Source organism: Streptomyces bambusae, from assembly GCF_020532645.1.
GTDB lineage: Bacteria > Actinomycetota > Actinomycetes > Streptomycetales > Streptomycetaceae > Streptomyces > Streptomyces bambusae.
In genome coordinates this window covers 1-23079 of sequence record NZ_JAJAUZ010000028.1, presented here as the reverse complement: position 1 = coordinate 23079, position 23079 = coordinate 1, and the positions used below count along the sequence as shown (strand labels likewise).

Below are 23079 nucleotides of genomic sequence, written 5' to 3'. Positions count from 1 at the left end.
AAGGGGCGCCCCTCACCCGAGGGGCGCCCCTTCACGTCGTTCTGCTGCGGGTGCGGCGGCCTACTGAGGGTGCGGCGCGCCGTCCCCGCGCGGCCTGACCAGGCCGGACTCGTACGCGATGACGACGAGCTGGGCGCGGTCGCGGGCGGAGAGCTTGGCCATGGCCCGGTTGACGTGGGTCTTGACGGTGAGCGGGCTGACTTCGAGGCGCCCGGCGATCTCGTCGTTGGACAGGCCGGCGGCCACGTGGACGAGGACCTCGCGCTCGCGGCCGGTGAGGGCGGCGAGCCGTTCGGCGTGCCCGGTGCCCGGAACCGGGTCGGAGCCGCCGCCCTGGGCGAGGAAGCGGGCGATGAGGCCCTTGGTGGCGACCGGGGAGAGCAGGGCCTCGCCGGCGTGCGCGATCCGGATGGCGTCGAGGAGGTCCTGGGGTTCGGCGCCCTTGCCGAGGAAGCCGGAGGCGCCGGCGCGCAGGGCCTGGACCACGTACTCGTCGGCCTCGAAGGTGGTGAGCATCACGACGCGGACGTCGGCGAGGGCCGGGTCGGAGCTGATGGTGCGGGTGGCGGCGAGGCCGTCGGTGCCGGGCATCCGGATGTCCATGAGGACGACGTCGGCGTGCTGCTCGCGGGCGAGGGCGACGGCCTGGGCGCCGTCGGGGGCCTCGCCGACGACCTCCATGTCCGGTTCGGAGTTCACGAGGATCTTGAAGGCGCTGCGCAGCAGGGCCTGGTCGTCGGCGAGCAGCACCCGGATGGGGCGGTCGGTGCTCATGCGTCCTCCCTGGCGTGGTCCAGGGGCAGGATCGCATGGACCCGCCAGCCGCCTCCGTAGCGGGGTCCGGCCGAGCAGCTGCCGCCGAGGGCGCCGGCCCGCTCGCGCATGCCGAGGAGGCCGTGGCCGCCGCCGGGGCCGGCGGGGACGGCGGTGGTGGTGCCGCCGTCGTCGAGGACCGTGACCTCCAGGGCGGAGCCGACCCGGACGATGCTGACCTCGGCGCGGGCGTCGGCGCCGGCGTGCTTGCGGACGTTGGTCAGGGCTTCCTGGACGATGCGGTAGGCGGCGAGGTCGGCGCCGGCGGGAAGCGGCGGGGCGCCGGGGTCGCGGGCGACGGCCACCGGCAGTCCGGCGTGCCGGAAGGTGTCGACGAGGTCGTCGAGGACGGCGAGGCCGGGAGCGGGTTCGGTGGGGGCCTCGGGGTCGCCGGACTGGCGGAGCAGGCCGACGGTGGCGCGGAGTTCGCCGAGGGCTGTGCGGCTGGCCTCGCGGACGTGGGCGAGGGCTTCCTTGGCCTGGTCGGGGCGCTTGTCCATGACGTGGGCGGCGACCCCGGCCTGGACGTTGACCAGGGCGATGTGGTGGGCGACGACGTCGTGGAGGTCGCGGGCGATGCGCAGCCGCTCCTCGGCGACGCGGCGGCGGGCCTCTTCCTCGCGGGTGCGTTCGGCGCGTTCGGCGCGTTCGCGGATGGCGTCGACGAAGGCGCGGCGGCTGCGGACGGCGTCGCCGGCGGCCGCGGCCATGCCGGTCCAGGCGAACACGGCGATGTTCTCCTGGGCGTACCAGGGCAGCGGGCCGGCCAGCAGGGCGGCGGCGGTGAGGCCGGTCATCGTGAGCAGGCCGACCCGCCAGGTGGTGGGCCGGTCGGTGCGGGCGGCGACGGTGAACAGGGCGACGACGGCGCTCATGGCGACGGGGGCGCGGGCCGGGCCGGCGAGGAGCTCGACGAGGGTGACCGCGCTGGTGGCGGCGAGAACGGTGCGGGGCCGGCGGCGCCGGAAGACCAGCGCGGCCGCTCCCAGCACCATCAGTCCGAGGCTGGGCAGGTCGGGGGTGCGGGTGCCGAACTCGGGCCCGCCGACGCCCTGCGGCTCGGCGAAGGAACCGATGACCATGGCCGCGAGGACCGCCAGCGCGAGCATGGCGTCGGTCCCGTCGGGGTGCGCGCACAGCCAGTCGCGGATGCGGGTGGTACGGGAGGCCTGCGGGGCCGGGGGTGTCGCCGTCACGACGGGCTACGGTACGCGCCCGGGCCCGGTGGCCGGCCCCCGGCCGGTCACCCCCCGGTCCGCCGGCCCGGGTGGAGCCGTGGCCCGGCGGGGGCCGGGGGGCGGGACGGGCCCCAGGCGGTGCGGACCGCGCAGACGGCGAGGACGGCGGCGATCGCGGCGAGGTGCTCCTTGCCCGCGAGGTTGTTCTTCACCAGCACCTCGATGATCATCACGGCGATCACGAGGGCTCCGGTGACGTACGCGCGGTAGCGCCAGCAGACGTACACGGCGAGGCCGACGACGGCGGCGGACGGGCCGGTGTCGTTGACGAGCCGGTCCGAGTCGGGCAGGCCCAGCGGGTGGTCCTGGCCCAGGGCCAGGCCGATGCGCGCGTACGTGGTGCCCGCGAGGGTGGCGACGTAGCCGATCAGCAGGGTCCGCCACCAGCCGATGCAGATCTCCGCGATGCCGAAGACCAGCAGGATCTGGGCGAGCGCGCCCCAGACCGGGAGGTCCAGGGCGGGCACGAACAGCGACAGCGGGGTGCGCAGCAGGGCCAGCCACAGCGGGTCGGTGGCCTTGACGGAGCCGAGGTTCTGGACGGGCTGGAAGCCCCAGGGCTGGTTCTGCACGATCTGGAAGACCGAGGTCAGGGCGACCGCGCCGAGGGTCATGGGGGCGGCCCGCCAGCGGCGCCGGACCAGTGCGTCCTTCAGCGTCCCGTACAGGGGTCCCCACTCGCGGCGGGCGAAGCGGGCCGCGGCGCCCGTGTTCAACGCTTGGTCTCCAGGTGTCTGCGGTGCAGCCACTTCGGCAGCCCGGGGGCCTCCAGGAAGCCCTCGGCCCGGCCCGCGGCGATGCCGATGCGCAGCAGGTCGGAGCTCTTCTCGAAGAGCATGAACCGCGGTTCCCAGATCGGCCGGTACTTGGCGTTGGCCCGGTAGAGGGACTCGATCTGCCACCAGCGCGAGAAGAAGCTCAGCAGGGAGCGCCACAGCCGCAGGACGGGACCGGCGCCGAGGCGGGAGCCGCGTTCGAAGACGGAGCGGAACATGGCGAAGTTCAGGGAGACCTGGGTGACGCCGATCTCGCGGGAGCGTTCGAGGAGCTCGATGACCATGAACTCCATCAGGCCGTTCTCGGAGTCGCGGTCACGGCGCATCAGGTCGAGGGAGAGTCCCTTGGGGCCCCAGGGGACGAAGGACAGCAGGGCCCGCAGGTTGCCGTCGCCGTCGGTGCACTCCAGCATCACGCACTGGCCGTCGGCGGGGTCGCCGAGCCGGCCGAGGGCCATCGAGAAGCCTCGTTCGGTGGCGCCGTCGCGCCAGTCGTCGGCGCGGCGCAGGAGTTCGTCCATCTCGGCGGCGGGGATGTCGGCGTGGCGGCGGATGCGGACGTCGTAGCCGGCCCGCTTGACCCGGTTGTAGGCCTGCCGGACGGTGCGCATGGCGCGGCCTTCGAGGGTGAAGTCGGCGGTCTCGACGATGGCTTCGTCGCCGAGTTCGAGGGCGTCGAGGCCGTGCCGGGCGTAGACGGTGCCGGCTTCCTCGCTCGCGCCCATGACGGCGGGGACCCAGCCGTGTTCGCGGGCCTCGGCCAGCCAGGGCTCGATGGCGCCGGGCCAGGCCTCGGGGTCGCCGAGGGGGTCGCCGGAGGCGAGGGAGACGCCGCCGACGACGCGGTAGGTGACGGCGGCCTTGCCGGTGGGCGACCAGATGACGCTCTTCTCGCGGCGCAGCGCGAAGTAGCCGAGGGAGTCGCGGTCGCCCTGGCGGGCGAGCAGGGCCCGCAGCCGCTCCTCGTCGTCCTCGGTGAGCGGGTCCACGGCGCGCCGGGAGCGGAACGCGGCGAACAGCACGGCGAGGAGCAGCAGCATCGACAGGACGTTGATGGCGACGTCCACCCAGGCGGGGGTGGAGATGCCGCGGTACGCGGAGTCGTCGGCTGCGAGGGTGACCAGGCGCATGACGCCGTAGCGCCAGCGGTCCATGAAGGAGGAGCCGTCGCCGTGGGCCCGGTTGGTGAGGCCGACCAGGCAGGCGGCGGCCAGCGAGGTGGCGAGCAGGCCGAACACGCCGACGGCGGCGGCCAGTCTGGGGTTGGAGCGGTCGCCCTTGGCGTAGAACTCGCGGCGGCCGAGCAGCAGCGCGAGGACGAACAGGCCGGTGAAGGCGAGGGAGATCCAGTTCTGCGGGTGCCGGCTGATCTCGGGGAACTTGAGCCCGTAGCCGAGCAGGAGCAGCAGCAGGCCGCTGAGGACGAGGTTGAGGATCCAGGCGGCGCGCTTGCGGCGGCCCATGGTCACGGCGAGGAGCAGGGTGAACAGTCCGGAGGCGAAGCCGGCCGTGAGCATGTACGGGGTGAAGTAGTCGTCGGTGTTGTGGCGGCGCAGGTCCTGCCCGAGCGACACCCAGACGGCGCTGAGGAAGTTGACGAAGGTGACGGCCCGCAGGTACCAGACGGCGAACGCGGCGCTGCGGCGGGAGCGGGCGGTGCTGCGGTCGGCGGCACCGCGGTCGGTGTCATTTCCGGAGCGGTGCTCACTGGTGCGGCCGGTGCTCTCCCGGCCGTCCCCGCGGCCCGGTTCCCGGCCGGTGTCCCGGCCGGGCTCTCGGCTCGAATCGACGGTAGCCAAACGGACTTCTCCCATGAAAAACGATGATATGGGGCATCACAGTCCATGGAAGAGCAGGGGCGCGGCGTGGTCAGGGCCGGACCCCGAAGCTCAGACCGCCGGCTCCGCCGCCGCGTCCTCCTCGCGGAGCGGCAGCTCGGCCGCGAGTGCGGCAGCCGCCTGGACGAGCGGGAGCGCCAGCAACGCCCCGGTTCCTTCACCCACACAGACGCCGTGGTCGAGCAGGGGGTTGAGTGCCATCCGGTCCAGGGCCTTGGCCTGGGCCGGCTCGCCGCTGGTCTGCCCGGCCAGCCACCAGTCCGGCGCCCGGAACGCGGCGCGCTGGGCGACCAGCGCACAGGCCGCGGTGACCACGCCGTCGAGGACCACGGGCAGCCGGCGGACCGCGCACTGGAGCAGGAAGCCGGTCATGGCGGCCAGGTCGGCGCCGCCGACCGCGGCCAGCAGCTCCACCTGGTCGCCGAGGACCGGGCGGGCCCGGCGCAGCGCGTCGCGGATCGCCGCGCACTTGCGCATCCAGGCCAGGTCGTCGATGGGGGCGCCGCCGCGGCCGGTGACCACGGAGGCGTCCGTGCCGCACAGGGCGGCGATCAGGGTGGCGGCGGCCGTGGTGCCGCCGACGCTCAGGTCACCGAGGACGATCAGGTCGGTGCCGGAGTCGGCCTCCTCGTCGGCGATCCGCATGCCCAGCCGGAGGGCCGCCTCGGCCTCCTCGGCGGTCAGCGCGTTCTCGACGTCGATCCGGCCGCTGCCGCGGCGCACCCGGTGCCGCACGACCTCCTCGGGCAGCAGCTCCGGGTCGCAGTCGAGGCCCGCGTCGACCACGCGGACGCCGGCGCCGAACCGGCGGGCCAGCACGGCCACCGGGCTCTCCCCGTCGAGCACGGCGCGCACCAGCAGGTGGGCGGAGCCTGCCTCGCGGGCCGAGACGCCCTGGCCGGCGATGCCGTGGTCGGCGGCGAACAGCAGCACCCGGGGCCGCTCCACCGGGCGCACCGGCACCGCGCCCTGGGCGGCGGACAGCCACTCGGCCAGCTCGTCGAGGCGGCCCAGCGAACCGGCGGGCACGGCCAGCCGTTCGCGGCGCTCTTCGGCGTCGCGCCGCACGCCCGCGTCGGGGCGCTCGATCAGGTCGGAGAAGTCGTCGAGGTTCAGCCTGTCCATTTGCCGAAGGTTACAGGCGGCCCGTGCCGTCCCGGCCGGGCCGTGCACCCTTGCCGTACGCCGCTTCCCGGCGGCCTCTCCGGCGATCTCCCGGGCGCCCTCCCGCCCGTCCCGTCCGACGGGACCGGCGCGGGGTTCCGGCGTACGGGCGGTCAGCCGTCCTTGAGGACGAGGGCCTGTCCGGCGACGACCAGCAGGACGTGCTCGCACTCGGCGGCGACGGCCGCGTTGAGCCGGCCCAGCTCGTCGCGGAACCGGCGGCCCGCCGCGGTCGCCGGCACCACCCCGGAACCCACCTCGTTGCTGACCGCGACCACCTGCCGGGAGGTTCCGCGGACCGCCGCCACCAGGGCCTGCGTCCGTTCGGCGAGCTGCGCCCGGCCGCCGTTCTCCCAGGTCCCGTCGTCCCAGGCGCCGGCCCGGTCCATGGCGTCGGTCAGCCACAGCGCCAGGCAGTCGACGAGCAGCGGCGGGCCGGCGGTGCCGAGCAGCGGCACCAGGTCGCAGGTCTCGGTGGTGCGCCAGCTGCCGGGGCGGCGCTCGCGGTGCAGGGAGACCCGGGCCGCCCATTCCGGGTCGCCTTCCCGGGTCCCGCCGGTGGCCACGTACTCGACCTCGGGGAAGGCCTCCAGCCGGCGTTCGGCCTCCACCGACTTGCCGGACCGGGCGCCGCCCAGCACCAGCGTGCGGCGCGGCAGGTCGGGCACCGCCCGGTAGTCGCCCACCACGAGGGTGGTGCCGTCGGGCACCGCGCGGGCGCCGGCCGCGGCAAGCCGGCGGTCCAGCTCACGGCCGGGCGGCACGTCGTGGTCGAGGTGCACGGCGATCACGTCGGTGGTCGGACCCACCGCGCCGGTGGCCCGCAGCAGGGCCAGCGCGTCCGGCCGCCCGGTGGCGTCCGCGAGGACCATGCCGTACGGCGCGGCCCGGTGGCCGCGGGCCCCGGCCGGGGAACCGCCCGGCGGCAGGTACAGCAGGCGCTCCCCCGCCGGGCCGGTCACCTCGTACCCGGTGCCGGGCCCGTCCATCGGCACGGCCTTCACCCGGTGCCCGCTGATCACCGCCAGCTCGCGGCCGTCGGGCACCCGGACCGCGGCGGGCAGCCCGGGCGGCAGCTCCAGGGCGGGCCCGTCGTGCGGGTGGGTCAGCAGCACCTGCCGCACCCCGCCCAGGGAGTGCCCGGCGCGGGCCGCGGCCAGCACCGCTCCCGGGGTGAGGTCGAGCAGCACGGCGCCGTCGACGAGCAGGGCGGTGGCGGCGCGGCTGCGGCCGCCGACGGAGGCCGCGCACGCGGCGCAGGGGCAGCCGGGACGGGGGAGGCCGTCGGGGGCGCCGGTGCCGAGGAGAGTCAGTTCCACGAGGAAGATCCTCCCGCGTCGCCGCGAGTGGTGCGCGCCCGGCTACGCTGCGGGCAGTCTTACGGCTGAGGCAACTGAACCTGTGGAGGCGGACATGGCGTGGACGTGGCGGTTCGAGACGGCCGACGGAGCCGAGACCTCGCCGGCGGTGGAGCCGGAGGAGTTCAGCACCCAGGGCGACGCGGAGTCCTGGATCGGCGAGGTGTGGAGGGAGCTGCTGGACGGCGGCGTGGAGCAGGTGAAGCTCTCCGACGACGCCGGGGCGGAGATCTACTCGATGAGCCTGCGAGGGGCCCTGGACGCCTGAGGCGCCCGGCAACGGCGACGGCCCCCTGCCGCGGTGTGCGGCGGGGGGCCGTCGTGTGCCGGTGCCGTAGAGCGGCAGGCTAGCCCCGGACGCCGCACAGGTGCAGCAGGGCGGCCACCGAGCGGTACGGGTCGGTGCGGCCGGCCCGGTCCTCGGCGGCCAGCAGCCGGTCCAGCTCGGCCTCCGGCGGCAGCGCCGCGCCGTCCGCGGCGGTGTCCGTGAAGACCCGTACGCCGTACCAGGCGCCCAGCGGGGCGCCGATGCCGGACAGGGTCGCGGTGAGCGCGCCGAGCCGGTCGGCGCGGACCGGCAGGCCGAGGCGGTTGGTGTACTCGGCGGAGTCGAAGGCGGTGTTCGCGCCTTCCCAGTCGCCGCCCAGCCCGGCCCGCATGGCGAGCGCGTCGCCGTTGCGCACGAGCAGGGAGAGCAGCCCGCCGGGGGCGAGCATGCGGGCCAGCCCGGCCAGCATGGCGTCCGGCTCGGGCACGTACATCAGCACGCCGTGGCAGAGCACCACATCGAAGCTGCCCGGCAGGAAGTGCGCGCCGGTCTCACGGCCGTCGCCCGCCATCAGGCGGACCCGGTCGCGGATCCCGGCCGGCTCGCCGGCCAGCGCCTCCTGGGCGGCGGCCAGCATCTCGGGATCGGACTCCAGGCCGGTCACGAGGTGCCCGGCGCGCGCCAGGCGGAGCGCCTGGGTGCCCTGGCCCATGCCGACGTCGAGTATCCGCAGCCGCTGCCCCACCGGGAAGCGCTGCCCGATCTGCTCGTCGACCTGACGGGCGACGAGCTCCTGGCGGACGGCGTTGCGGAGGCCGCCGAGACCCGACAGCCAGGGGCCCGCGCCCCCCGCGAAGCCGTCCGCTCCGCTCAGGGCCGCTCTCCGCGCTTGACCTGCGGCTTGGGAAGCCGCAGCCGGCGCATCTGGAGGGTGCGCATCAGGCCGTACGCGACGGCGCCGCGCCGGGGCTCGTCCGGGAAGCGCTGGGCCAGGGCCTTGCGCAGCCGGAACACGATGCCGATGGAGTCGATGATGATCAGCGCGATCACCGCGAGCCACATCAGCAGGGCGATGTTCTGCAGCGCCGGCACCCGGATCATGCTGAGGACCAGGATGACCACGGCCAGCGGCAGGAACAGCTCGGCGACGGTGAACCGGGAGTCCACGTAGTCGCGGACGTACCGGCGCACCGGGCCCTTGTCGCGGGCGGGCAGGAAGCGCTCGTCCCCGCTGGCCAGGGCCTCGCGCTGACGCGTCAGCTCCACCCGGCGCCGCTCGCGGGCGCGCTTGGCGTCCTCCTTGCGGTTTCCGGTCGAGGCCGCCACGCTGCGGCGCTGCGACTGGGCGACGGCGCGCTTCGGCGTGGGGCGGCCCTTGGGTGCCTGAGGGTCACGGGGCTGCTTGGAGAGGTCCGCGCTCACCTTGTCGGTGGGGGCCTTCTCTTCCTTGGAGGAACGGCTACCAAACACAGGACCCAAGGGTACGGGGTACCGGGCATGGACCCCACCCCTGCGGGGAACGATCCGGCAACGACGGGCGTCTTCACCAGTGCGTCTGCGGGTGACACCTACTCCTCAGGCCGGAGGCGCACGGTGTCACGCTCGTCCTGGAGGAGGAGCGCAGAAGCTCATCAAGAGTGAGCTAATGGAAGCAGCCCCCGCGTAGGGTGGGAGCTGTTGGAGTCCGAGCCGGTGTCCGTCGAGAAGGGGGCGCGCGAAGCCCATGAGCGGTGTCATGAAGCGTATGGGGATGATCTTCCGCGCGAAGGCGAACAAGGCCCTTGACCGGGCCGAGGACCCTCGCGAGACCCTCGACTACTCGTACCAGAAGCAGCTGGAGCTGCTGCAGAAGGTGCGCCGCGGTGTCGCGGACGTCGCGACCTCGCGCAAGCGGCTGGAGCTGCAGCTGAACCAGCTCCAGGGCCAGTCCGCGAAGCTGGAGGACCAGGGCCGCAAGGCGCTGGCGCTCGGCCGTGAGGACCTGGCGCGGGAGGCGCTCAGCCGCCGCGCCTCGCTCCAGCAGCAGGTCAGCGACCTGGAGGTGCAGCACCAGACCCTTCAGGGCGAGGAGGAGAAGCTGACCCTCGCCGCGCAGCGCCTCCAGGCGAAGGTCGACGCGTTCCGGACCCGCAAGGAGACGATCAAGGCGACGTACACCGCGGCCCAGGCGCAGACCCGGATCGCGGAGTCCTTCTCGGGCATCTCCGAGGAGATGAGCGACGTCGGCCTGGCGATCCAGCGGGCCGAGGACAAGACGGCCCAGCTGCAGGCGCGGGCCGGGGCGATCGACGAGCTGCTCGCCTCGGGCGCCCTCGACGACCAGTCCGGGCTGGGTTCCAAGGACGACATCCAGGCCGAGCTGGACCGGCTCTCCGGCGGTACGGACGTGGAGCTGGAGCTCGCCCGCATGAAGGCCGAGCTGGCCGGCGGCTCCGCCCCGAAGCCCGCCATCGAGGGCGGGCAGAACGGCGGCGCGCAGCAGTCCCAGTCGCAGCACCGGTTCGACAAGCAGTAGGAACGGGGCCCGTCATGATTGTCCGGATCATGGGGGAAGGCCAGGTCCGCCTGGCCGATGCGCACGTCGCCGAGCTGAACGTGCTCGACGACGAACTGCTGGCGGAGCTGGAGCAGGGCGACGGGGAGGGTTTCCGGCGCACCCTGCACGCCCTGCTCGACAAGGTGCGCGAGCTGGGATCGCCGCTGCCCGACGACGCGCTGGAGCCGTCGGAGCTGATCCTGCCGGCGCCCGACGCGAGCCTCGAAGAGGTCCGCGAGATGCTCAGTGACGACGGTCTGATTCCCGGCTGAGTCCCGGGCCCCCGTCCGGGCCCGGGTCCTCGCCCCCGGCCCCGCCCGGCAGGGCCGCCGCGGCGGGGGCCGGCCGGTCGGGTGCGCCGCCGATCCAGTCGTGCAGCTTGCGGCCGTGCGCGGCCCACCGGCGGTCGTGGCGGTACGCCCGCAGCCCGGCCTTGGCCCGGGCCCGCGGCCGGTTCACGTAGAACCGCTTCGCGTACGGGGAGCCCGGCCGGGCCAGCCGGACCGCGCCGATCAGGGCGAGGAACGGGATGACGGTGCCGAACAGGGCCATCCGCGGCTTGCCCTTCCACAGGGCGATCAGGGCGAGGAAGAAGTTGGTCGCCGTGTTGATGACGACCAGGCCGCGGTTGTGCCGCTCGTCCTCGGTCAGCTCGTTGACGCCGAACGGCAGGAAGCCGCCGAGGACCAGGGCCACCAGGGCGGCGGTGAGCACCACGATCTCGACGCTCTTGCGGCCCTGTTCGCTCCAGTAGACGTCGTCCAGGTGCAGCACCAGGGCGAATTCGTCGAGCACCAGGCCGGCGCCGAGGCCGAACAGGACGGCGGAGAGCATGCCGCCGAAGCTGTGGTGGGCGCTGCCGATGGAACCGAAGCCGCCGATGACGGTCAGGACCACACCGGGCACCACGTGGTGGACGTGCAGGCCGCCGGGGGTGACGTTCTTGAACGGTCCGCGGCCCGCCCGGATCAGCCGGGTGATGGTCCGGGTGACCAGGAACGACGTCACGAACGAGACAAGCGCCAGCAGCAGGGGGAGCTTCCCCGGCTCGACGATGTTGCGGTACCACCAGTGACCCATGCCACCAACTCCCGTTTTGGTGCGTATTGGGTAATTTACCGGTCCGGCCGTGCCGGTAGCGTTCGCGGCGATGACCGAGACGCCTCCCCCGCCGCCCCCGCCCGCCGCCTCGTCCGAGGACCGCGCGCGGCTGTCCGACGGCCTCCGCTTCGCCTTCGGCACCCTGACGGTGCTGCCCGCCCGGATCACCCGCTGGGACCGGCCGGCGGCCCGTACCGGCATGCTGTCCGCCCCGCTCGCCGGGCTGGTCGTGGGCCTGGCCGCGGCCGCCCTGGGCAGCGCCCTGGTGATCCTCGGGTCGGGGTCGCTGCTGGCCGCCGTGGCCACGGTGGCGGTGCCGGCCGCGCTGACCCGCGGGCTGCACCTGGACGGGCTGGCCGACACGGCCGACGGCCTGGGCAGCGCCAAGCCGGCCGAGACCGCGCTGCGCATCATGAAGGCGTCCGACATCGGGCCGTTCGGAGTGATCGCGCTGGTGCTGGTGCTCGGCGCGCAGACCGCGGCGCTCGCCGAGCTGTACGCGGCGAGCCTGCCGCGGGGGGCGTTCGCGGCCGTGCTGTCGGCGGTCACGGCGCGGCTGGCGCTGACCCTGGCCTCGCGGGCGGGCGTGCCGCCGGCCCGGCCGGAAGGGCTGGGCGCGGCGGTGGCCGGCGCGGTGCCGGTACGGGCGGCCGGCGCGGCGGCGGTGCTGGTGGCGGCGGCCGGTGCGGCGGTGGCGCTGCCGTTCGGCTGGCCGGTGGCGGTGCAGGCCGTGGCGGCGGTGGCCGGCGGGCTGGTGGTGGCCGAGGGCGTGCTGCGGCGGTGCACGGCACGGTTCGGCGGGGTGACGGGAGACGTGTTCGGGGCGACCGCGGAGAGCGCGGCGACGGCCGCCCTGGTGGTGCTGACCTTCGGATGAGGCCGGTGCCGGGTCTGTCCGCCGGACCCGGGCGCCGCTTCAGCAGGTGCGGCGCCAGGGGCCGAGGTCGTACTCCTTGCGCAGGGAGCTCAGGCCCAGCCGGCGGCTGTCGGGGCAGAACCGCTCGACGGGGAGTTCGTACTCGACGTGGAAGACGGCCTTCCCGGCGCGGACGAACGGGGTGAGCCGCTCGCACTCGCGGTATTGGGCGCACTGCTCGTTGACGGCGAAGTCGAAGTCGGGGACCAGCTGCGGGATTTGGTCGAGGTCGTTCTTCAGGCCGACGGCGAGGCCGCGGTCGTGGGCGAGGCGGGCGATGAGCCGGTTGTAGCGGAGCTGGTCGGCGGCGGTGAGCGGGAAGCCGGTGCGGTTGCGGTAGCCGTCCATGTTGTCGGGTTCGACGGCGTCGAAGCCCTTGCTGCGGCACATGTCGAGGCGGTGGGCCATCAGCGGTCCGAGGACGTCGGTGCGCCGGATGTCGAGCCAGCGTTCGCCGTCCCAGCCGTTGCCGCGGCCCAGGACCGCCTCCGGGAACCGGCCGGCGTCCGGGCGGAAGTCCTCCCAGGCGCCGGTGGACAGGTAGCAGATGACCTTGCGGCCGTCCCGGTGCAGGGCGGCGACGTCGGCGGCGGTGTTCTCGAACCCGTCGATGTCGTAGACGGGTACGTCCGCCGAGCGGTCGAGGCGGCCGGTGAGCTGCCACTGCCAGGCGAGTCCGGGGCGGGGCTGCCAGCGCGCGCCCGCCCGCGGGCCGCCGGTACCACCGCCGGGGCCGCCCGTACCGCCCGGCTCGTGGTCCGGGGGTGCGGTGGTGCAGGCGGCGAGGAGCAGGGCGAGCAGCAGGAGCGGTACGGGCAGCCGCCTCACCGGGCCGGCTCCAGGGCGTACGGCAGGGTGTTCCAGGGGTGGGCGCCGGAGCCGGGCACGGCACAGTGCACCGCGGCCCGCCGGGTGCGGGCGAGCCGGGCGGCGGGCGCGCCGGGCGGTACGCCGTACACGAGGTGGCAGAAGCGTTCGGCGGGGTGGCCGGCGGTCCATTCCGGCACGACGGCGTCCCGGTAGTCGTCCCAGGGGCCTTCGAACGTGACCAGCAGGTCGGCGAGTTCGGCATAGCCGGGGTGCGGGTGGGTGCCGTGGTTGAGGACGAGGGTGCGGGCGCCGGCGGCCCGGGCGGCGACCGCCAGCCGGCGGTAGTGCGGCAGGGCCTCCCCTTCGGCGGAGACCTGGTCGAGGAAGGCACCGTCGGCGCCGTACCAGTCGCGGTGGCGCAGCAGGTCGCCGACGACGTCGGCGTGCGGGCGGCGACCGTAGTCGGTGTCGGTGTAGCCGAGCACCGGCACGCCCGCGTCGCGCAGCCGTGCGGAGACCTCCTCGAACCGGGCGTCGGGGGCGTCGCCCGGGCCGCTGTCGGGGTTGAGCACGACCGCGTACAGCCGGCCGGCCGCGCGGATCAGCGCCTCCCAGGCGTCGGGCCGGTGGGCGGGGTGCTCGTAGAGCGGCACCAGGAGCATGGGGTCCTTCTCGGTGGGGGTCGGGGTGGTCAGCGGTGGGCCGTGGCGCGGCCGAGGAGGACGCAGGCCAGGGCGGACAGCACGGCGGCCGCGGCGCCGGCGACGGCCACCTGCACCAGCCGGGGGTGCCCGGTGCCGACGAGGACGGCGACGCTCTGGACGGCGGCGGCCAGGGCGCACACCCCGGCGGCGAGCCGGACCGCGCCGAACGACTGGAGCAGCAGCCCGGTCCACATCACCGCGCCGAGCAGCAGCAGGGTGAGCACCCGGACCCCGCCGAGGGCGGGCGCGCCGGGCCACAGCAGGGTGCCGGCCACGCCGAGGACCAGCAGGACGGCCAGGTAGAGCGCCAGGCAGCGGGCCAGGGTGAGGACCAGCCGGCGGCGGAACGCGGCCGGGGTGCGGGCCGAGCGCAGGCCGGCCAGGCTGCCGCTGCGGAAGCGGTGCAGCAGCCATTCGGCGGGTCCCATGCTGAGGGTGAGCGCCACCGCGGAGGGGGCCGCGGCCGCCTCGGCGGGGCCGCCGGCGAGCACCTCGCCGAGGGCCGCGTACAGCACGAGCACGCCGGTGCCCAGGCCGAACAGGCCGTACGGGACGGAGTCCGCGAAGCAGGGTCCGCGGGGCCCGGGCGCCTCCTCGGGGTCGCGCAGCATCCGCCAGCGGACCGGGCCGCCGGGGTCGCGGGCGGCCCGCAGGCCCCGGAGCCGGCCGGCGGCGGCCCGGATCCCTTCTGCGACGGGCAGTTCGCGGACGGCCAGGGTGCAGGCGGCGAGGAGCGAGAGGCCCAGCAGGCCGGTGCGCACCGGCAGCGGCAGGCCGACGGCGAGGGCGACGAGCGTGCCGGCGGCCATCGGGGTGAGCGCGCACAGCAGCAGCCGTTCCCGGCCGAGGACGAGGAGCACGGTGGCGGCTCCGACGTAGCAGGCCTGGCCCGCGGCGAAGGCGGCCGAGAAGGCGGGGCCGGGCACGGCCAGGGCGGCCGCGCTGCCGAGCAGGGCGCCGGCCGGGGCTCCGACGAGCAGGGTGCGGCCGGCGGCCGCCCGGTCGCCCAGGCCCAGCCAGGAGTACGCCCGGTGGGAGAGGGTCTGGTCCCAGACCCAGCCGATCAGGGCGCCGGCGAGCAGAGTGAGGGTGCCGTTCGGCAGGCCCAGTCGGTCGGGCGGGCCTTCGAGGAGCGGGGCGCCGAGGACGTACGCGAGGCCGGGCAGGGCGAAGACGATGCCGCGCAGCAGGCAGGCGAGGAGGGAGACCCGCCACGGGTCGGGGGCGCCGGCCGGTTCCGGGAAGGAGCGCGGGACCTGCGCGTACAGGGCTTCGGCGAGGGCGAAGGAGTCGGGGCGGCCGTAGGTGAGCCGGATGTGCTCGTCGGTCATGCCGTCGGACTCCAGGACGGCCGCGATCTCGTCGGGGTGGACGGCGGCGGCGACGAACGGCTCCAGCCGGCCTGCGAGTTCCTCCATCGGGTCGGCGGCCACGGTTCCGCCGCGGCGCGGGCGGGGGATCCTCGGGAGGGTGTCGTCGCCGGAGCGGGTGCCGGGCGTCAGCCACAGGCCGCCGCTCACCGGGCGCTCCCGCCGGTGGTGTCGGGCCGGCCGCCCCAGGCGGCGAGTTCGCGGTACCAGGGGTCGGCGGTGGTCCAGTCGGGCCGGGCGGCCCCGGCGGGGACGGTGGCGGGGACGGGTCCGCGGGCGAGTTCGCGGTAGATGTGCCGGAAGCCGTCGACGGAGCGGTGCAGGGTGAACTCGTCGACCACCCGCTGCCGGGACCGCCGGCCGAGTTCGGCGCGGCGGGCGTCGTCGCGCAGCAGGGCGAGGGTGGCGCGGGCCATCAGTTCGGGCTCGCGGGGCGGTACGACCAGGCCGGTGTCGCCGACGGCCTCGCGGACCCCTCCGACGTCCGTGGAGACGGTCGTACGGCCGCAGGACATGGCCTCGATGATGCTGAACGGGAAGCCCTCGCTGATGCTGGAGAGCATGACGACGGTGCCGGCCGCATAGGCCTTGGCGACCTGGCTGATCCGGCCTTCGTAGGTGATGCCGTCGGTGACGCCGAGTTCGGCGGCCAGCTTCTCCAGGCGGGTGCGGTAGTCCTCGCAGCCGGCCGGGACCGGGCCGAACAGCCGCAGCCGGAGCGCGGGGAGTTCGGCGCGCATCAGGGCGTAGGCGCGGATCAGGGTTTCGAGGTCCTTGATGGGGTCGATGCGGCCGCACCAGCTGAGGGTGGGGACCTCGGGTTCCGGTCCGGCGTCGGGGAAGAGGTGCGGGTCGACGCCGTTGTAGACGGTGCGGATCCGGTCGGCGGGAGCGCCGCCGCGCTCTTCCCAGCGGCGGTTGTACTGGTTGCAGGGGGTGATGAGGTCGGCCTGCCGGTAGCCCTCGGAGTTGAGGGCGCGGTAGAAGCCGAGCATCAGGGCCTTGACGGGCCAGCGCTGGGCGGCGCTGCGGTAGCCGAGGTAGCGCTCGCGGAGGTAGATGCCGTGCTCGGTGAGGAGGAACGGTACGCCGTCGAGGTGTTTGGCGGCGAGCGCGGGCAGGGTGGCCAGGCCGCTGCTGACGGCGTGTGCCACGCAGTCCGGCGGGATCCGTACGGCCAGGGGGCGCAGGGCGTGTTCCAGCAGGTCGGTGGCGGTGAGGGCGTCGTGGATGGTGGGGCGGGCGGCGGCGGTGGGCAGACCGGGCCGCAGCCACACGTGCATCAGGGTGCGCAGGACGGACTCGGAGCGCAGCGCGGCCGACAGCCGGCCGGCCCGGGCCAGCCGGGCGAGCTCGTAGAGGGCGGTGGAGAAGCCCGCGCCGTCGGGGTCGGCCGCCGGATCGAGCAGGCAGGTGAGGAACTGCCCGTAGGTCCCGGTGAAGCGGCGGTGGGCGCGGCCCCGCAGGGCGGTGCCGCGGCCGCGGTGCGGTGGTGGGCCCCAGAGCGGGACGGCGGTGTGGCGGTAGACGTTGCGCGGCAGCTCCCAGGTGACCGGTTCGCGGCCGGTGCCGGTGAGGGCGACGACGTTGAAGTCGACCTCCGGCATGCCGCGGACCAGCTGGTCGCACCAGGTGCTGACGCCCCCGTGGACGTGCGGGTACGTGCCTTCGGTGAGCATGGTGACGTGACGCCCATGGCTCATGCGGTGTGTCCCCCCAAGGACTGTGTTTTCTGAGGCTCGGTTCGCCTCCGGGAGCACCGTTGTCGGTTCCAGGCGGGCGTGCGTCCTCGGAAACCGCTCGTTCCTCGCGGTTTCCTCCGGGCGCTCGCCCGCCTTCGCCGACCTGCTCCCTTCGGCTCACTCGCCCTGCGCAGGGCGGAGGCCGAGCGGGCGGCGGCCCGCTCGGCCGTGGGACAGGAGGTCGAGTCAGCCGGGCAGGCGGAGCGTGACGGCGGACTGGAGCAGCTCGGGCGAGGTCCAGGCCGAACGGGTGCCGGCGTACGCGGAGCCGTAGGCGGTGGTGCCGAGGAGCAGCTGCTTGCGGGTGCCCTCGGGGGCGGTGACCGGGGCGGGCATCCCGGCGGGTGCCTTGACGGTGACGGTGGTGCCGATGCGGTAGGCGGTGACCCGGCCGTCGGCGAGCGCCCGGTCCCAGGCGGCGCGGCGGCCGAGTTCGACGCCGGTGTCGCGCTGGCGCTGGTTCACCAGCGGGGTGTTGGCGGCGAACAGGGTGCGGTAGGTGTCGATGACCCCGTCGAGCACCGGGTAGAGGATCCGGTCCTCGGCCAGGTTGGACTGGTGGACGTAGTGCGGCCGGGGGTCGTTGCCCAGGACGTGCCGCAGGGCGATGCCGGTCTCCTGCGGGACGATGTACGAGAGGTAGCCGGTCTCGGTGTCGAGCGGCTCGGGCAGGCAGGTGGAGGCCGGGTTGGACTCGCAGATGCCGCTGCCGCCGTCGGCGGCGCTGGTGTAGATCCAGTTGTACTCGTCGGCCATCTCGGTGCGGCGGCCGGTGTTGTAGTAGACGTTCATCGGGTGCCGCGGGACGGTGTCGGCGTTGCCGACGGGCCGCTGCTGCGGCTCGCGGGAGTTGTCGCTGGCGATCCACTTGACCCCGTTGTCGGCGAGCGCGCCGGCCAGGTTCGGGTTGTCCTGGGGCTGCTGCGGCAGGGTCTTCAGGCCGGAGTGCTCGCCGGTGACGAGTTCGGAGCGGTCGACGGAGATGCCCTTGCCGACGGCCCAGTTGTGGTTGTCGCGGATCTGCGCGGAGATCTCGGAGCGGCTCATCCACTGGGTGGCGCCCTGGGCGTTGACCGCGCAGGTCCACGGGACGGTGGAGGTGTCCTGGACGCAGCCGAGGAACGGGTGCGTGTAGGTGTGGTTGATCCAGCGGTAGCGGGCCCGGTCGGCGACGAGCCGGTCGGTGAACGCGTCGGTGCCGCCGTTCTCGGCCTTCCACTCCTCCCCCGCACCGGCGTTGTAGACCATGTCGAGGGTGAAGCCCTTGGTCTGCTGCCACTGCGCGGCGTACGCGGCGTCGGCGGCGGTCATCCGGATGGTGCTGCCCTCGCCCTCGCCGCCGGCGCAGTCGTAGTCGCCGGGCGTGCAGTTGAGTTCCGGGTTCCAGCGGGCGTCGGGCGCGAAGACGTCGTCGACGTGGACGGCGAAGTAGTTGCGGCTCTGGCCGAGGTGGACGCCCTGGGTGAGCCACTCGACCATGCCGCGGGCCAGCAGCCGGAACTGCCGCTGGTACTGGTTGTAGCCGAAGGTGACGACCAGTTCGGTGCGCCCGTCGTGCACGTACTCGCCGACGAGGGAGGCCCGGCCGGTGCCGACGGGGGCGTCGACGAGGCTGGTGTATCCGGTCCGCGGGCGGCCGAGGAAGCCGTAGCTCTCGGGGATGAGCACCGCGTTGTCCTCGAAGGCGACCTGGCCGCCGAGGTAGCCGAACGGGCCGGCCTTGCCGGCGTCGGTGACGGCGGCCTCGGTGCCGTCGAGGGTGCCCGCGTACCCGCCGTTGTCCGTGTAGTCGAGGCCGACGCCCGGGTGGGCCCACGTGTACGCGTCGATCTGGCGGATCCCGAAGGCGCGCTCGTAGGCGGCCAGGGCGGTCATCTCGGCGGAGCCCGCGCCGAACGGGTCCTCGTTCGGCAGCACCACGCCCTGGTACTTGGCGCGCGGCCGGCCGTCGACCGTGTCGCTCAGGAAGGCCGCGTCGATGACGGGCCGGCTGTCGTCCGCCAGCTCGACCCGGGTGTACGGGACCCCGGTGTCGCGCAGCTCGGCGGTGATCGCCTCGACGGAGCTGCCCCCGTCGTCGACGACCAGCACCTTCAGGTCGATCCGGGGTGTGACTGCTTCTTCCGCGGCGCGCGCCGTCGCGGCCGGTACCGCCAGCGTGACCAGCGCCGCGGCAAGGCATGCAGCGGCACGCCGGTTCATCCGGTTCCTGTGGACCATCGTGGCCTTTCCCCCCGACAGAGCCGCGTCCCGGGGCCGTGGGGAGGCCGTACGGGTGAGGCTCTGTGGAAATAGTGCAAAGGAACCCCGCGTCCCCTTGCGAGAGTGGCTTGAGTGTTGCGGACCGGTCTTTGTGTAAGCGGCAAACCTGGAGCAGAGACCACAGATGGGTGAACCATGTGACGCACAGGTCGAACAAGCTCGCCAACCTTCGAGTGACGTACGACCATCCCTGACGCGTAGGCTCATTTCCGGCGGCAGGCGGGCCCGAATACGATCGCTGGGTCCGGCCGGCCACCCCGCGGCCTTCACAACAACGGAAGAGAGACCTCACCACCGTGACTGCTCTGACTCTCAGCACTGCCGGCGCGGCGACGCTGCGCGCCGACGCCCTCGTCGTCGGCGTGGCCAAGGGCGCCAAGGGCGCCGTCGTCGCCCCCGGCGCCGAGGCCGTGGACCAGGCGTTCGACGGCAAGCTCGCCGCCGTCCTCGACGCCATGGGCGCCACCGGCGCCGACGGCGAGGTGACCAAGCTCCCGGCGCCCGCCGGACTCAAGGTCCCGGTCGTGCTGGCGGTCGGCCTCGGCCCGGTACCGGAGAAGGACGAGTCCTACGACGAGGACGCGCTGCGCCGTGCCGCCGGTGTGGCGGCCCGCGCCCTGTCCGGCACCAAGAAGGCCGCGTTCGCGCTGCCGGTGGAGGACGCCTCCGCGGTCACCGCCGTCGCCGAGGGCGCCCTGCTCGGCGCCTACGCCTTCACCGCCTACCAGGGCGGCGCGAAGAAGGCTGCCAAGGCGGACGCGGCCAAGGGCCCGCTGGGCGAGGTCGCCCTGCTCGGCGCCAAGCCGCGTGACAAGGAGCACAAGGCGGCCGTCGAGCGGGCCCGGATCGTGGCCGGCGAGGTCAACGTCGCCCGCGACCTGATCAACACCCCGCCGAACGACCTCACCCCCGAGGCCTTCGCCGCGGTCGCCTCGGCGACCGCCAAGGAGCTGGGCGTCAAGGTGCAGATCCTCGACGAGAAGGCGCTGACCAAGGGCGGCTACGGCGGCATCATGGGCGTCGGCAAGGGCTCCGAGAACCCGCCGCGCCTGGTGAAGATCGCCTACACCCACCCGAAGGCGGAGAAGCACCTGGCCTTCGTCGGCAAGGGCATCACCTACGACTCGGGCGGCATCTCCCTGAAGCCGGCCGGCCACAACGAGACGATGAAGTGCGACATGTCCGGCGCGGCCGCCGTGTTCAGCGCCGTCGTCGCGGTCGCCAAGCTGGGCCTCGAGGTCAACGTGACCGGCTGGCTCGCGCTCGCCGAGAACATGCCGTCCGGCTCCGCCACCCGCCCCGGTGACGTGCTGCGCATGTACAACGGCAAGACCGTCGAGGTCCTGAACACGGACGCCGAGGGCCGCCTGGTGCTCGGCGACGCGCTGACCAAGGCCTCCGAGGAGAACCCGGACGCGATCGTCGACGTCGCGACCCTGACCGGCGCGATGGTGCTGGCCCTGGGCAACCGGACCTTCGGCATCATGGCCAACGACGACGCGTTCCGCACCTCGATCCACGAGATCGCCGAGGAGGTCGGCGAGGCCTCCTGGCCGATGCCGCTCCCCGCGGACCTGCGCAAGGGCCTGGACTCCCCCACCGCCGACCTCGCCAACATGGGCGAGCGCATGGGCGGCGGCCTGGTGGCCGGCATCTTCCTCCAGGAGTTCCTGGGCGAGGGCATCACCTGGGCCCACCTCGACATCGCCGGCCCCGCCTTCCACGAGGGCGCGCCGTACGGCTACACCCCGAAGGGCGGCACCGGCTCCGCGGTCCGCACCCTGGTCCGGCTCGCCGAGCGCACCGCCACCGGCGACCTGGGCTGACGGAGCGATCCGTACGTCTTGTCGTGAACACGGCCCCGGACCGGAGACGGTCCGGGGCCGTGTTCACTCTCGACGAAATCCGTAGGTTTCTACGCAGCGGTAACGCTCCCTCCGGGCAGAACCGCCCGCTGCACCCCGGGCCCGGCGTCCCGCGTTCCCTCGACAAATGCGAAGATGGGTTCTCGGCAGGACAGGGCCCCCACCACAGGGCCGAAGAAACAGCGGCCGAATACCAGCCGCCGCCCGGTCACAGAGGACCGGTGCCCGGCGCACATGCATGGAGGACGTGACGTGGCGAACGACGCCAGCACCGTTTTCGACCTAGTGATCCTCGGCGGTGGCAGTGGCGGTTACGCCGCGGCGCTGCGCGCCTCCCAGCTGGGTCTGGACGTTGCCCTGATCGAGAAGAACAAGCTCGGCGGCACCTGCCTGCACAACGGCTGCATCCCGACGAAGGCTCTGCTGCACGCCGGTGAGATCGCGGACCAGGCCCGCGAGGCCGCTCAGTTCGGTGTCAAGGCCTCCTTCGAGGGCATCGACATCGCGGGCGTCCACAAGTACAAGGACGACGTGATCGCCGGCCTGTACAAGGGCCTGCAGGGTCTGGTCGCCTCCCGCAAGGTGACGTACATCGAGGGCGAGGGCCGGCTGTCCTCCCCCACCTCCGTGGACGTCAACGGGCAGCGCATCCAGGGCCGCCACGTCCTGCTGGCGACCGGCTCCGTGCCGAAGTCGCTGCCGGGTCTGACCATCGACGGCAACCGCATCATCTCCTCGGACCACGCGCTGGTCCTGGACCGCGTGCCGGAGTCCGCGATCATCCTGGGCGGCGGCGTCATCGGCGTCGAGTTCGCCTCGGCGTGGAAGTCGTTCGGTACCGACGTCACGATCATCGAGGGCCTCAAGCACCTCGTCCCGGTCGAGGACGAGAACAGCTCGAAGATCCTCGAGCGCTCCTTCCGCAAGCGCGGCATCAAGTTCAACCTCGGCACCTTCTTCGACAAGGCCGAATACACCGAGAACGGCGTGCGGGTCACCCTGGCCGACGGCAAGACGTTCGAGGCCGAGGTGCTGCTGGTCGCCATCGGCCGCGGCCCGGTCTCCCAGGGCCTGGGCTACGAGGAGCAGGGCGTCGCGATGGACCGCGGCTACGTCCTGGTCGACGAGTACATGCAGACCAACGTGCCGACGATCTCGGCCGTGGGCGACCTCGTCCCGACCCTCCAGCTGGCGCACGTCGGCTTCGCCGAGGGCATCCTCGTCGCGGAGCGCCTGGCCGGTCTGAAGACCGTCCCGATCGACTACGACGGCGTGCCGCGCGTCACGTACTGCCACCCCGAGGTCGCCTCGGTCGGCATCACCGAGGCCAAGGCCAAGGAGATCTACGGCGCGGACAAGGTCGTGGCCCTCAAGTACAACCTGGCGGGCAACGGCAAGAGCAAGATCCTGAAGACCGCGGGCGAGATCAAGCTCGTCCAGGTCAAGGACGGTGCCGTGGTCGGCGTCCACATGGTCGGTGACCGGATGGGCGAGCAGGTCGGCGAAGCCCAGCTGATCTACAACTGGGAGGCCCTGCCGGCCGAGGTCGCGCAGCTCATCCACGCGCACCCGACCCAGAACGAAGCCCTGGGCGAGGCCCACCTGGCCCTGGCCGGCAAGCCGCTGCACGCCCACGACTAGCAGTCCCTCGGGCGCGACGACCACTTCCGCAATTCGTAAGGAGCAACAGAAACCATGGCGGTTTCCGTAACCCTTCCGGCGCTCGGCGAGAGCGTCACCGAGGGCACTGTCACCCGCTGGCTGAAGGCCGAGGGCGAGCGCGTCGAGGCCGACGAGCCGCTGCTCGAGGTGTCGACCGACAAGGTCGACACCGAGATCCCGGCCCCGGCTTCCGGCATCCTCGCCTCCATCAAGGTGGCCGAGGACGAGACCGTAGAGGTCGGCGCCGAGCTGGCCATCATCGACGACGGCACCGGCGCCCCCGCGGCTGCTCCGGCGCCGGCCGCCGAGACCGTCGTCCAGGCCCCGGCCCCGGTCGCCGAGGCCCCCGCGGCTCCGGCGCCCGTCGCCGAGGCCCCGGCCGCCCCCGCCGCCGCGGCGCCCGCCGCGTCCGGCACGGATGTCGTGCTGCCCGCGCTGGGCGAGTCCGTCACCGAGGGCACCGTCACCCGCTGGCTGAAGTCGGTCGGCGACACCATCGAGGCCGACGAGCCGCTGCTCGAGGTCTCGACGGACAAGGTCGACACCGAGATCCCGGCGCCGGTCTCCGGCACCCTGCTGGAGATCGTGGTCGGCGAGGACGAGACCGCCGAGGTCGGCGCCCGTCTCGCCGTCATCGGTGCCGCCGGTGCGGCTCC

General features: G+C 74.0%; 21 protein-coding genes. 7 read left to right on the top strand and 14 right to left on the bottom strand.

Annotation, left to right across the window (positions count from 1 at the left end):
- Window positions 1–60: 60 nt before the first annotated feature.
- From LG634_RS20185 to LG634_RS20160, 6 genes are all read right to left on the bottom strand, one after another.
- The gene (locus tag LG634_RS20185; RefSeq protein WP_226735292.1) at window positions 61–774 is read right to left on the bottom strand and encodes a response regulator; all 714 of its coding nucleotides are present in this window, start codon (window positions 772–774) and stop codon (window positions 61–63) included.
- Window positions 771–2009 carry a sensor histidine kinase gene (locus LG634_RS20180; protein WP_443729018.1) on the bottom strand — a complete coding sequence of 413 codons (1239 nt, stop codon included), beginning with the start codon at window positions 2007–2009 and terminating at the stop codon, window positions 771–773. The genes LG634_RS20185 and LG634_RS20180 overlap by 4 nt, the downstream gene beginning before the upstream one ends.
- 47 nt (window positions 2010–2056) lie before the next feature.
- Entirely contained in the window at window positions 2057–2767 is a 711-nt protein-coding gene (locus LG634_RS20175) for a hypothetical protein (protein WP_226735291.1), read from the bottom strand.
- Window positions 2764–4626 (bottom strand): phosphatidylglycerol lysyltransferase domain-containing protein, encoded by a 1863-nt coding sequence (locus tag LG634_RS20170; protein ID WP_226735290.1) that lies wholly within the window; start codon window positions 4624–4626, stop codon window positions 2764–2766. Before LG634_RS20170 ends, LG634_RS20175 begins: the two co-directional genes overlap by 4 nt.
- Before the next feature lie 90 nt (window positions 4627–4716).
- A complete protein-coding gene (gene cobT, locus LG634_RS20165) occupies window positions 4717–5790 on the bottom strand; it encodes a nicotinate-nucleotide--dimethylbenzimidazole phosphoribosyltransferase (RefSeq protein WP_226735289.1) in 1074 nt (357 codons plus the stop codon).
- A gap of 152 nt (window positions 5791–5942) precedes the next feature.
- Window positions 5943–7148, bottom strand: a complete 1206-nt coding sequence (locus LG634_RS20160) for a bifunctional adenosylcobinamide kinase/adenosylcobinamide-phosphate guanylyltransferase (RefSeq protein ID WP_226735288.1) — start codon at window positions 7146–7148, stop codon at window positions 5943–5945.
- Between the two features lie 94 nt (window positions 7149–7242).
- On the opposite strand from LG634_RS20160, the gene LG634_RS20155 reads away from it, so the two are divergent.
- Window positions 7243–7455, top strand: coding sequence for a hypothetical protein (locus LG634_RS20155; protein WP_226735287.1), 213 nt, complete (start codon window positions 7243–7245; stop codon window positions 7453–7455).
- A gap of 79 nt (window positions 7456–7534) precedes the next feature.
- Here the strand turns inward: LG634_RS20155 and LG634_RS20150 are convergent, their stop codons facing one another.
- A complete protein-coding gene (locus LG634_RS20150; RefSeq protein WP_226735359.1) occupies window positions 7535–8287 on the bottom strand; it encodes a class I SAM-dependent methyltransferase in 753 nt (250 codons plus the stop codon).
- A 38-nt stretch (window positions 8288–8325) separates the two neighbouring features.
- Complete coding sequence (locus LG634_RS20145) at window positions 8326–8934, bottom strand: DUF3043 domain-containing protein (protein WP_226735286.1); 609 nt, start codon at window positions 8932–8934, stop codon at window positions 8326–8328.
- A gap of 244 nt (window positions 8935–9178) precedes the next feature.
- On the opposite strand from LG634_RS20145, the gene LG634_RS20140 reads away from it, so the two are divergent.
- A complete protein-coding gene (locus tag LG634_RS20140; protein WP_226735285.1) occupies window positions 9179–9970 on the top strand; it encodes a PspA/IM30 family protein in 792 nt (263 codons plus the stop codon).
- A gap of 14 nt (window positions 9971–9984) precedes the next feature.
- On the top strand, window positions 9985–10263 hold the full coding sequence (pspAA, locus tag LG634_RS20135; RefSeq protein ID WP_226735284.1) for a PspA-associated protein PspAA: 279 nt from the start codon (window positions 9985–9987) through the stop codon (window positions 10261–10263).
- On the opposite strand, the gene LG634_RS20130 is transcribed toward pspAA, so the two are convergent.
- The gene (locus LG634_RS20130) at window positions 10235–11071 is read right to left on the bottom strand and encodes a hypothetical protein (protein ID WP_226735283.1); all 837 of its coding nucleotides are present in this window, start codon (window positions 11069–11071) and stop codon (window positions 10235–10237) included. The genes pspAA and LG634_RS20130 overlap by 29 nt on opposite strands.
- A gap of 70 nt (window positions 11072–11141) precedes the next feature.
- On the opposite strand from LG634_RS20130, the gene LG634_RS20125 reads away from it, so the two are divergent.
- Entirely contained in the window at window positions 11142–11969 is an 828-nt protein-coding gene (locus LG634_RS20125; RefSeq protein WP_226735282.1) for an adenosylcobinamide-GDP ribazoletransferase, read from the top strand.
- Between the two features lie 39 nt (window positions 11970–12008).
- Here LG634_RS20125 and LG634_RS20120 read toward each other — a convergent pair whose 3' ends face one another.
- The 5 genes from LG634_RS20120 to LG634_RS20100 all read right to left on the bottom strand — a co-directional run bounded on the left by LG634_RS20120 (window position 12009) and on the right by LG634_RS20100 (window position 18854).
- The gene (locus LG634_RS20120; protein WP_226735281.1) at window positions 12009–12836 is read right to left on the bottom strand and encodes an endo alpha-1,4 polygalactosaminidase; all 828 of its coding nucleotides are present in this window, start codon (window positions 12834–12836) and stop codon (window positions 12009–12011) included.
- Complete coding sequence (locus LG634_RS20115; RefSeq protein ID WP_226735280.1) at window positions 12833–13480, bottom strand: spherulation-specific family 4 protein; 648 nt, start codon at window positions 13478–13480, stop codon at window positions 12833–12835. The genes LG634_RS20120 and LG634_RS20115 overlap by 4 nt, the downstream gene beginning before the upstream one ends.
- A 29-nt stretch (window positions 13481–13509) precedes the next feature.
- Complete coding sequence (locus tag LG634_RS20110) at window positions 13510–15042, bottom strand: hypothetical protein (protein ID WP_226735279.1); 1533 nt, start codon at window positions 15040–15042, stop codon at window positions 13510–13512.
- Window positions 15039–16595 carry a GT4 family glycosyltransferase PelF gene (pelF, locus tag LG634_RS20105; RefSeq protein ID WP_226735278.1) on the bottom strand — a complete coding sequence of 519 codons (1557 nt, stop codon included), beginning with the start codon at window positions 16593–16595 and terminating at the stop codon, window positions 15039–15041. Before pelF ends, LG634_RS20110 begins: the two co-directional genes overlap by 4 nt.
- A 225-nt stretch (window positions 16596–16820) precedes the next feature.
- Complete coding sequence (locus LG634_RS20100) at window positions 16821–18854, bottom strand: hypothetical protein (protein ID WP_372482463.1); 2034 nt, start codon at window positions 18852–18854, stop codon at window positions 16821–16823.
- 338 nt (window positions 18855–19192) lie between these two features.
- Here LG634_RS20100 and LG634_RS20095 point away from each other — a divergent pair, with 338 nt between their 5' ends.
- The 3 genes from LG634_RS20095 to LG634_RS20085 form a co-directional block, all read left to right on the top strand.
- Window positions 19193–20722 (top strand): leucyl aminopeptidase, encoded by a 1530-nt coding sequence (locus LG634_RS20095; RefSeq protein WP_226735276.1) that lies wholly within the window; start codon window positions 19193–19195, stop codon window positions 20720–20722.
- Window positions 20723–21013: 291 nt separating this feature from the next.
- The gene (lpdA, locus tag LG634_RS20090) at window positions 21014–22402 is read left to right on the top strand and encodes a dihydrolipoyl dehydrogenase (protein ID WP_226735275.1); all 1389 of its coding nucleotides are present in this window, start codon (window positions 21014–21016) and stop codon (window positions 22400–22402) included.
- 54 nt (window positions 22403–22456) lie between these two features.
- The coding region (locus LG634_RS20085) for a biotin/lipoyl-containing protein (RefSeq protein ID WP_308072598.1) at window positions 22457–23079 on the top strand (623 nt) is incomplete at its 3' end.

Excerpts from the sequence above, each read along its gene's own strand:
- LG634_RS20185 (WP_226735292.1), bottom strand. The coding sequence starts at position 774 with ATGAGCACCGACCGCCCCATCCGGGTGCTGCTCGCCGACGACCAGGCC.
- cobT (WP_226735289.1), bottom strand. The coding sequence starts at position 5,790 with ATGGACAGGCTGAACCTCGACGACTTCTCCGACCTGATCGAGCGCCCC.
- LG634_RS20155 (WP_226735287.1), top strand. The coding sequence starts at position 7,243 with ATGGCGTGGACGTGGCGGTTCGAGACGGCCGACGGAGCCGAGACCTCG.
- LG634_RS20140 (WP_226735285.1), top strand. The coding sequence starts at position 9,179 with ATGAGCGGTGTCATGAAGCGTATGGGGATGATCTTCCGCGCGAAGGCG.
- pspAA (WP_226735284.1), top strand. The coding sequence starts at position 9,985 with ATGATTGTCCGGATCATGGGGGAAGGCCAGGTCCGCCTGGCCGATGCG.
- LG634_RS20130 (WP_226735283.1), bottom strand. The coding sequence starts at position 11,071 with ATGGGTCACTGGTGGTACCGCAACATCGTCGAGCCGGGGAAGCTCCCC.
- LG634_RS20125 (WP_226735282.1), top strand. The coding sequence starts at position 11,142 with ATGACCGAGACGCCTCCCCCGCCGCCCCCGCCCGCCGCCTCGTCCGAG.
- LG634_RS20115 (WP_226735280.1), bottom strand. The coding sequence starts at position 13,480 with ATGCTCCTGGTGCCGCTCTACGAGCACCCCGCCCACCGGCCCGACGCC.
- pelF (WP_226735278.1), bottom strand. The coding sequence starts at position 16,595 with ATGAGCCATGGGCGTCACGTCACCATGCTCACCGAAGGCACGTACCCG.
- LG634_RS20100 (WP_372482463.1), bottom strand. The coding sequence starts at position 18,854 with ATGGTCCACAGGAACCGGATGAACCGGCGTGCCGCTGCATGCCTTGCC.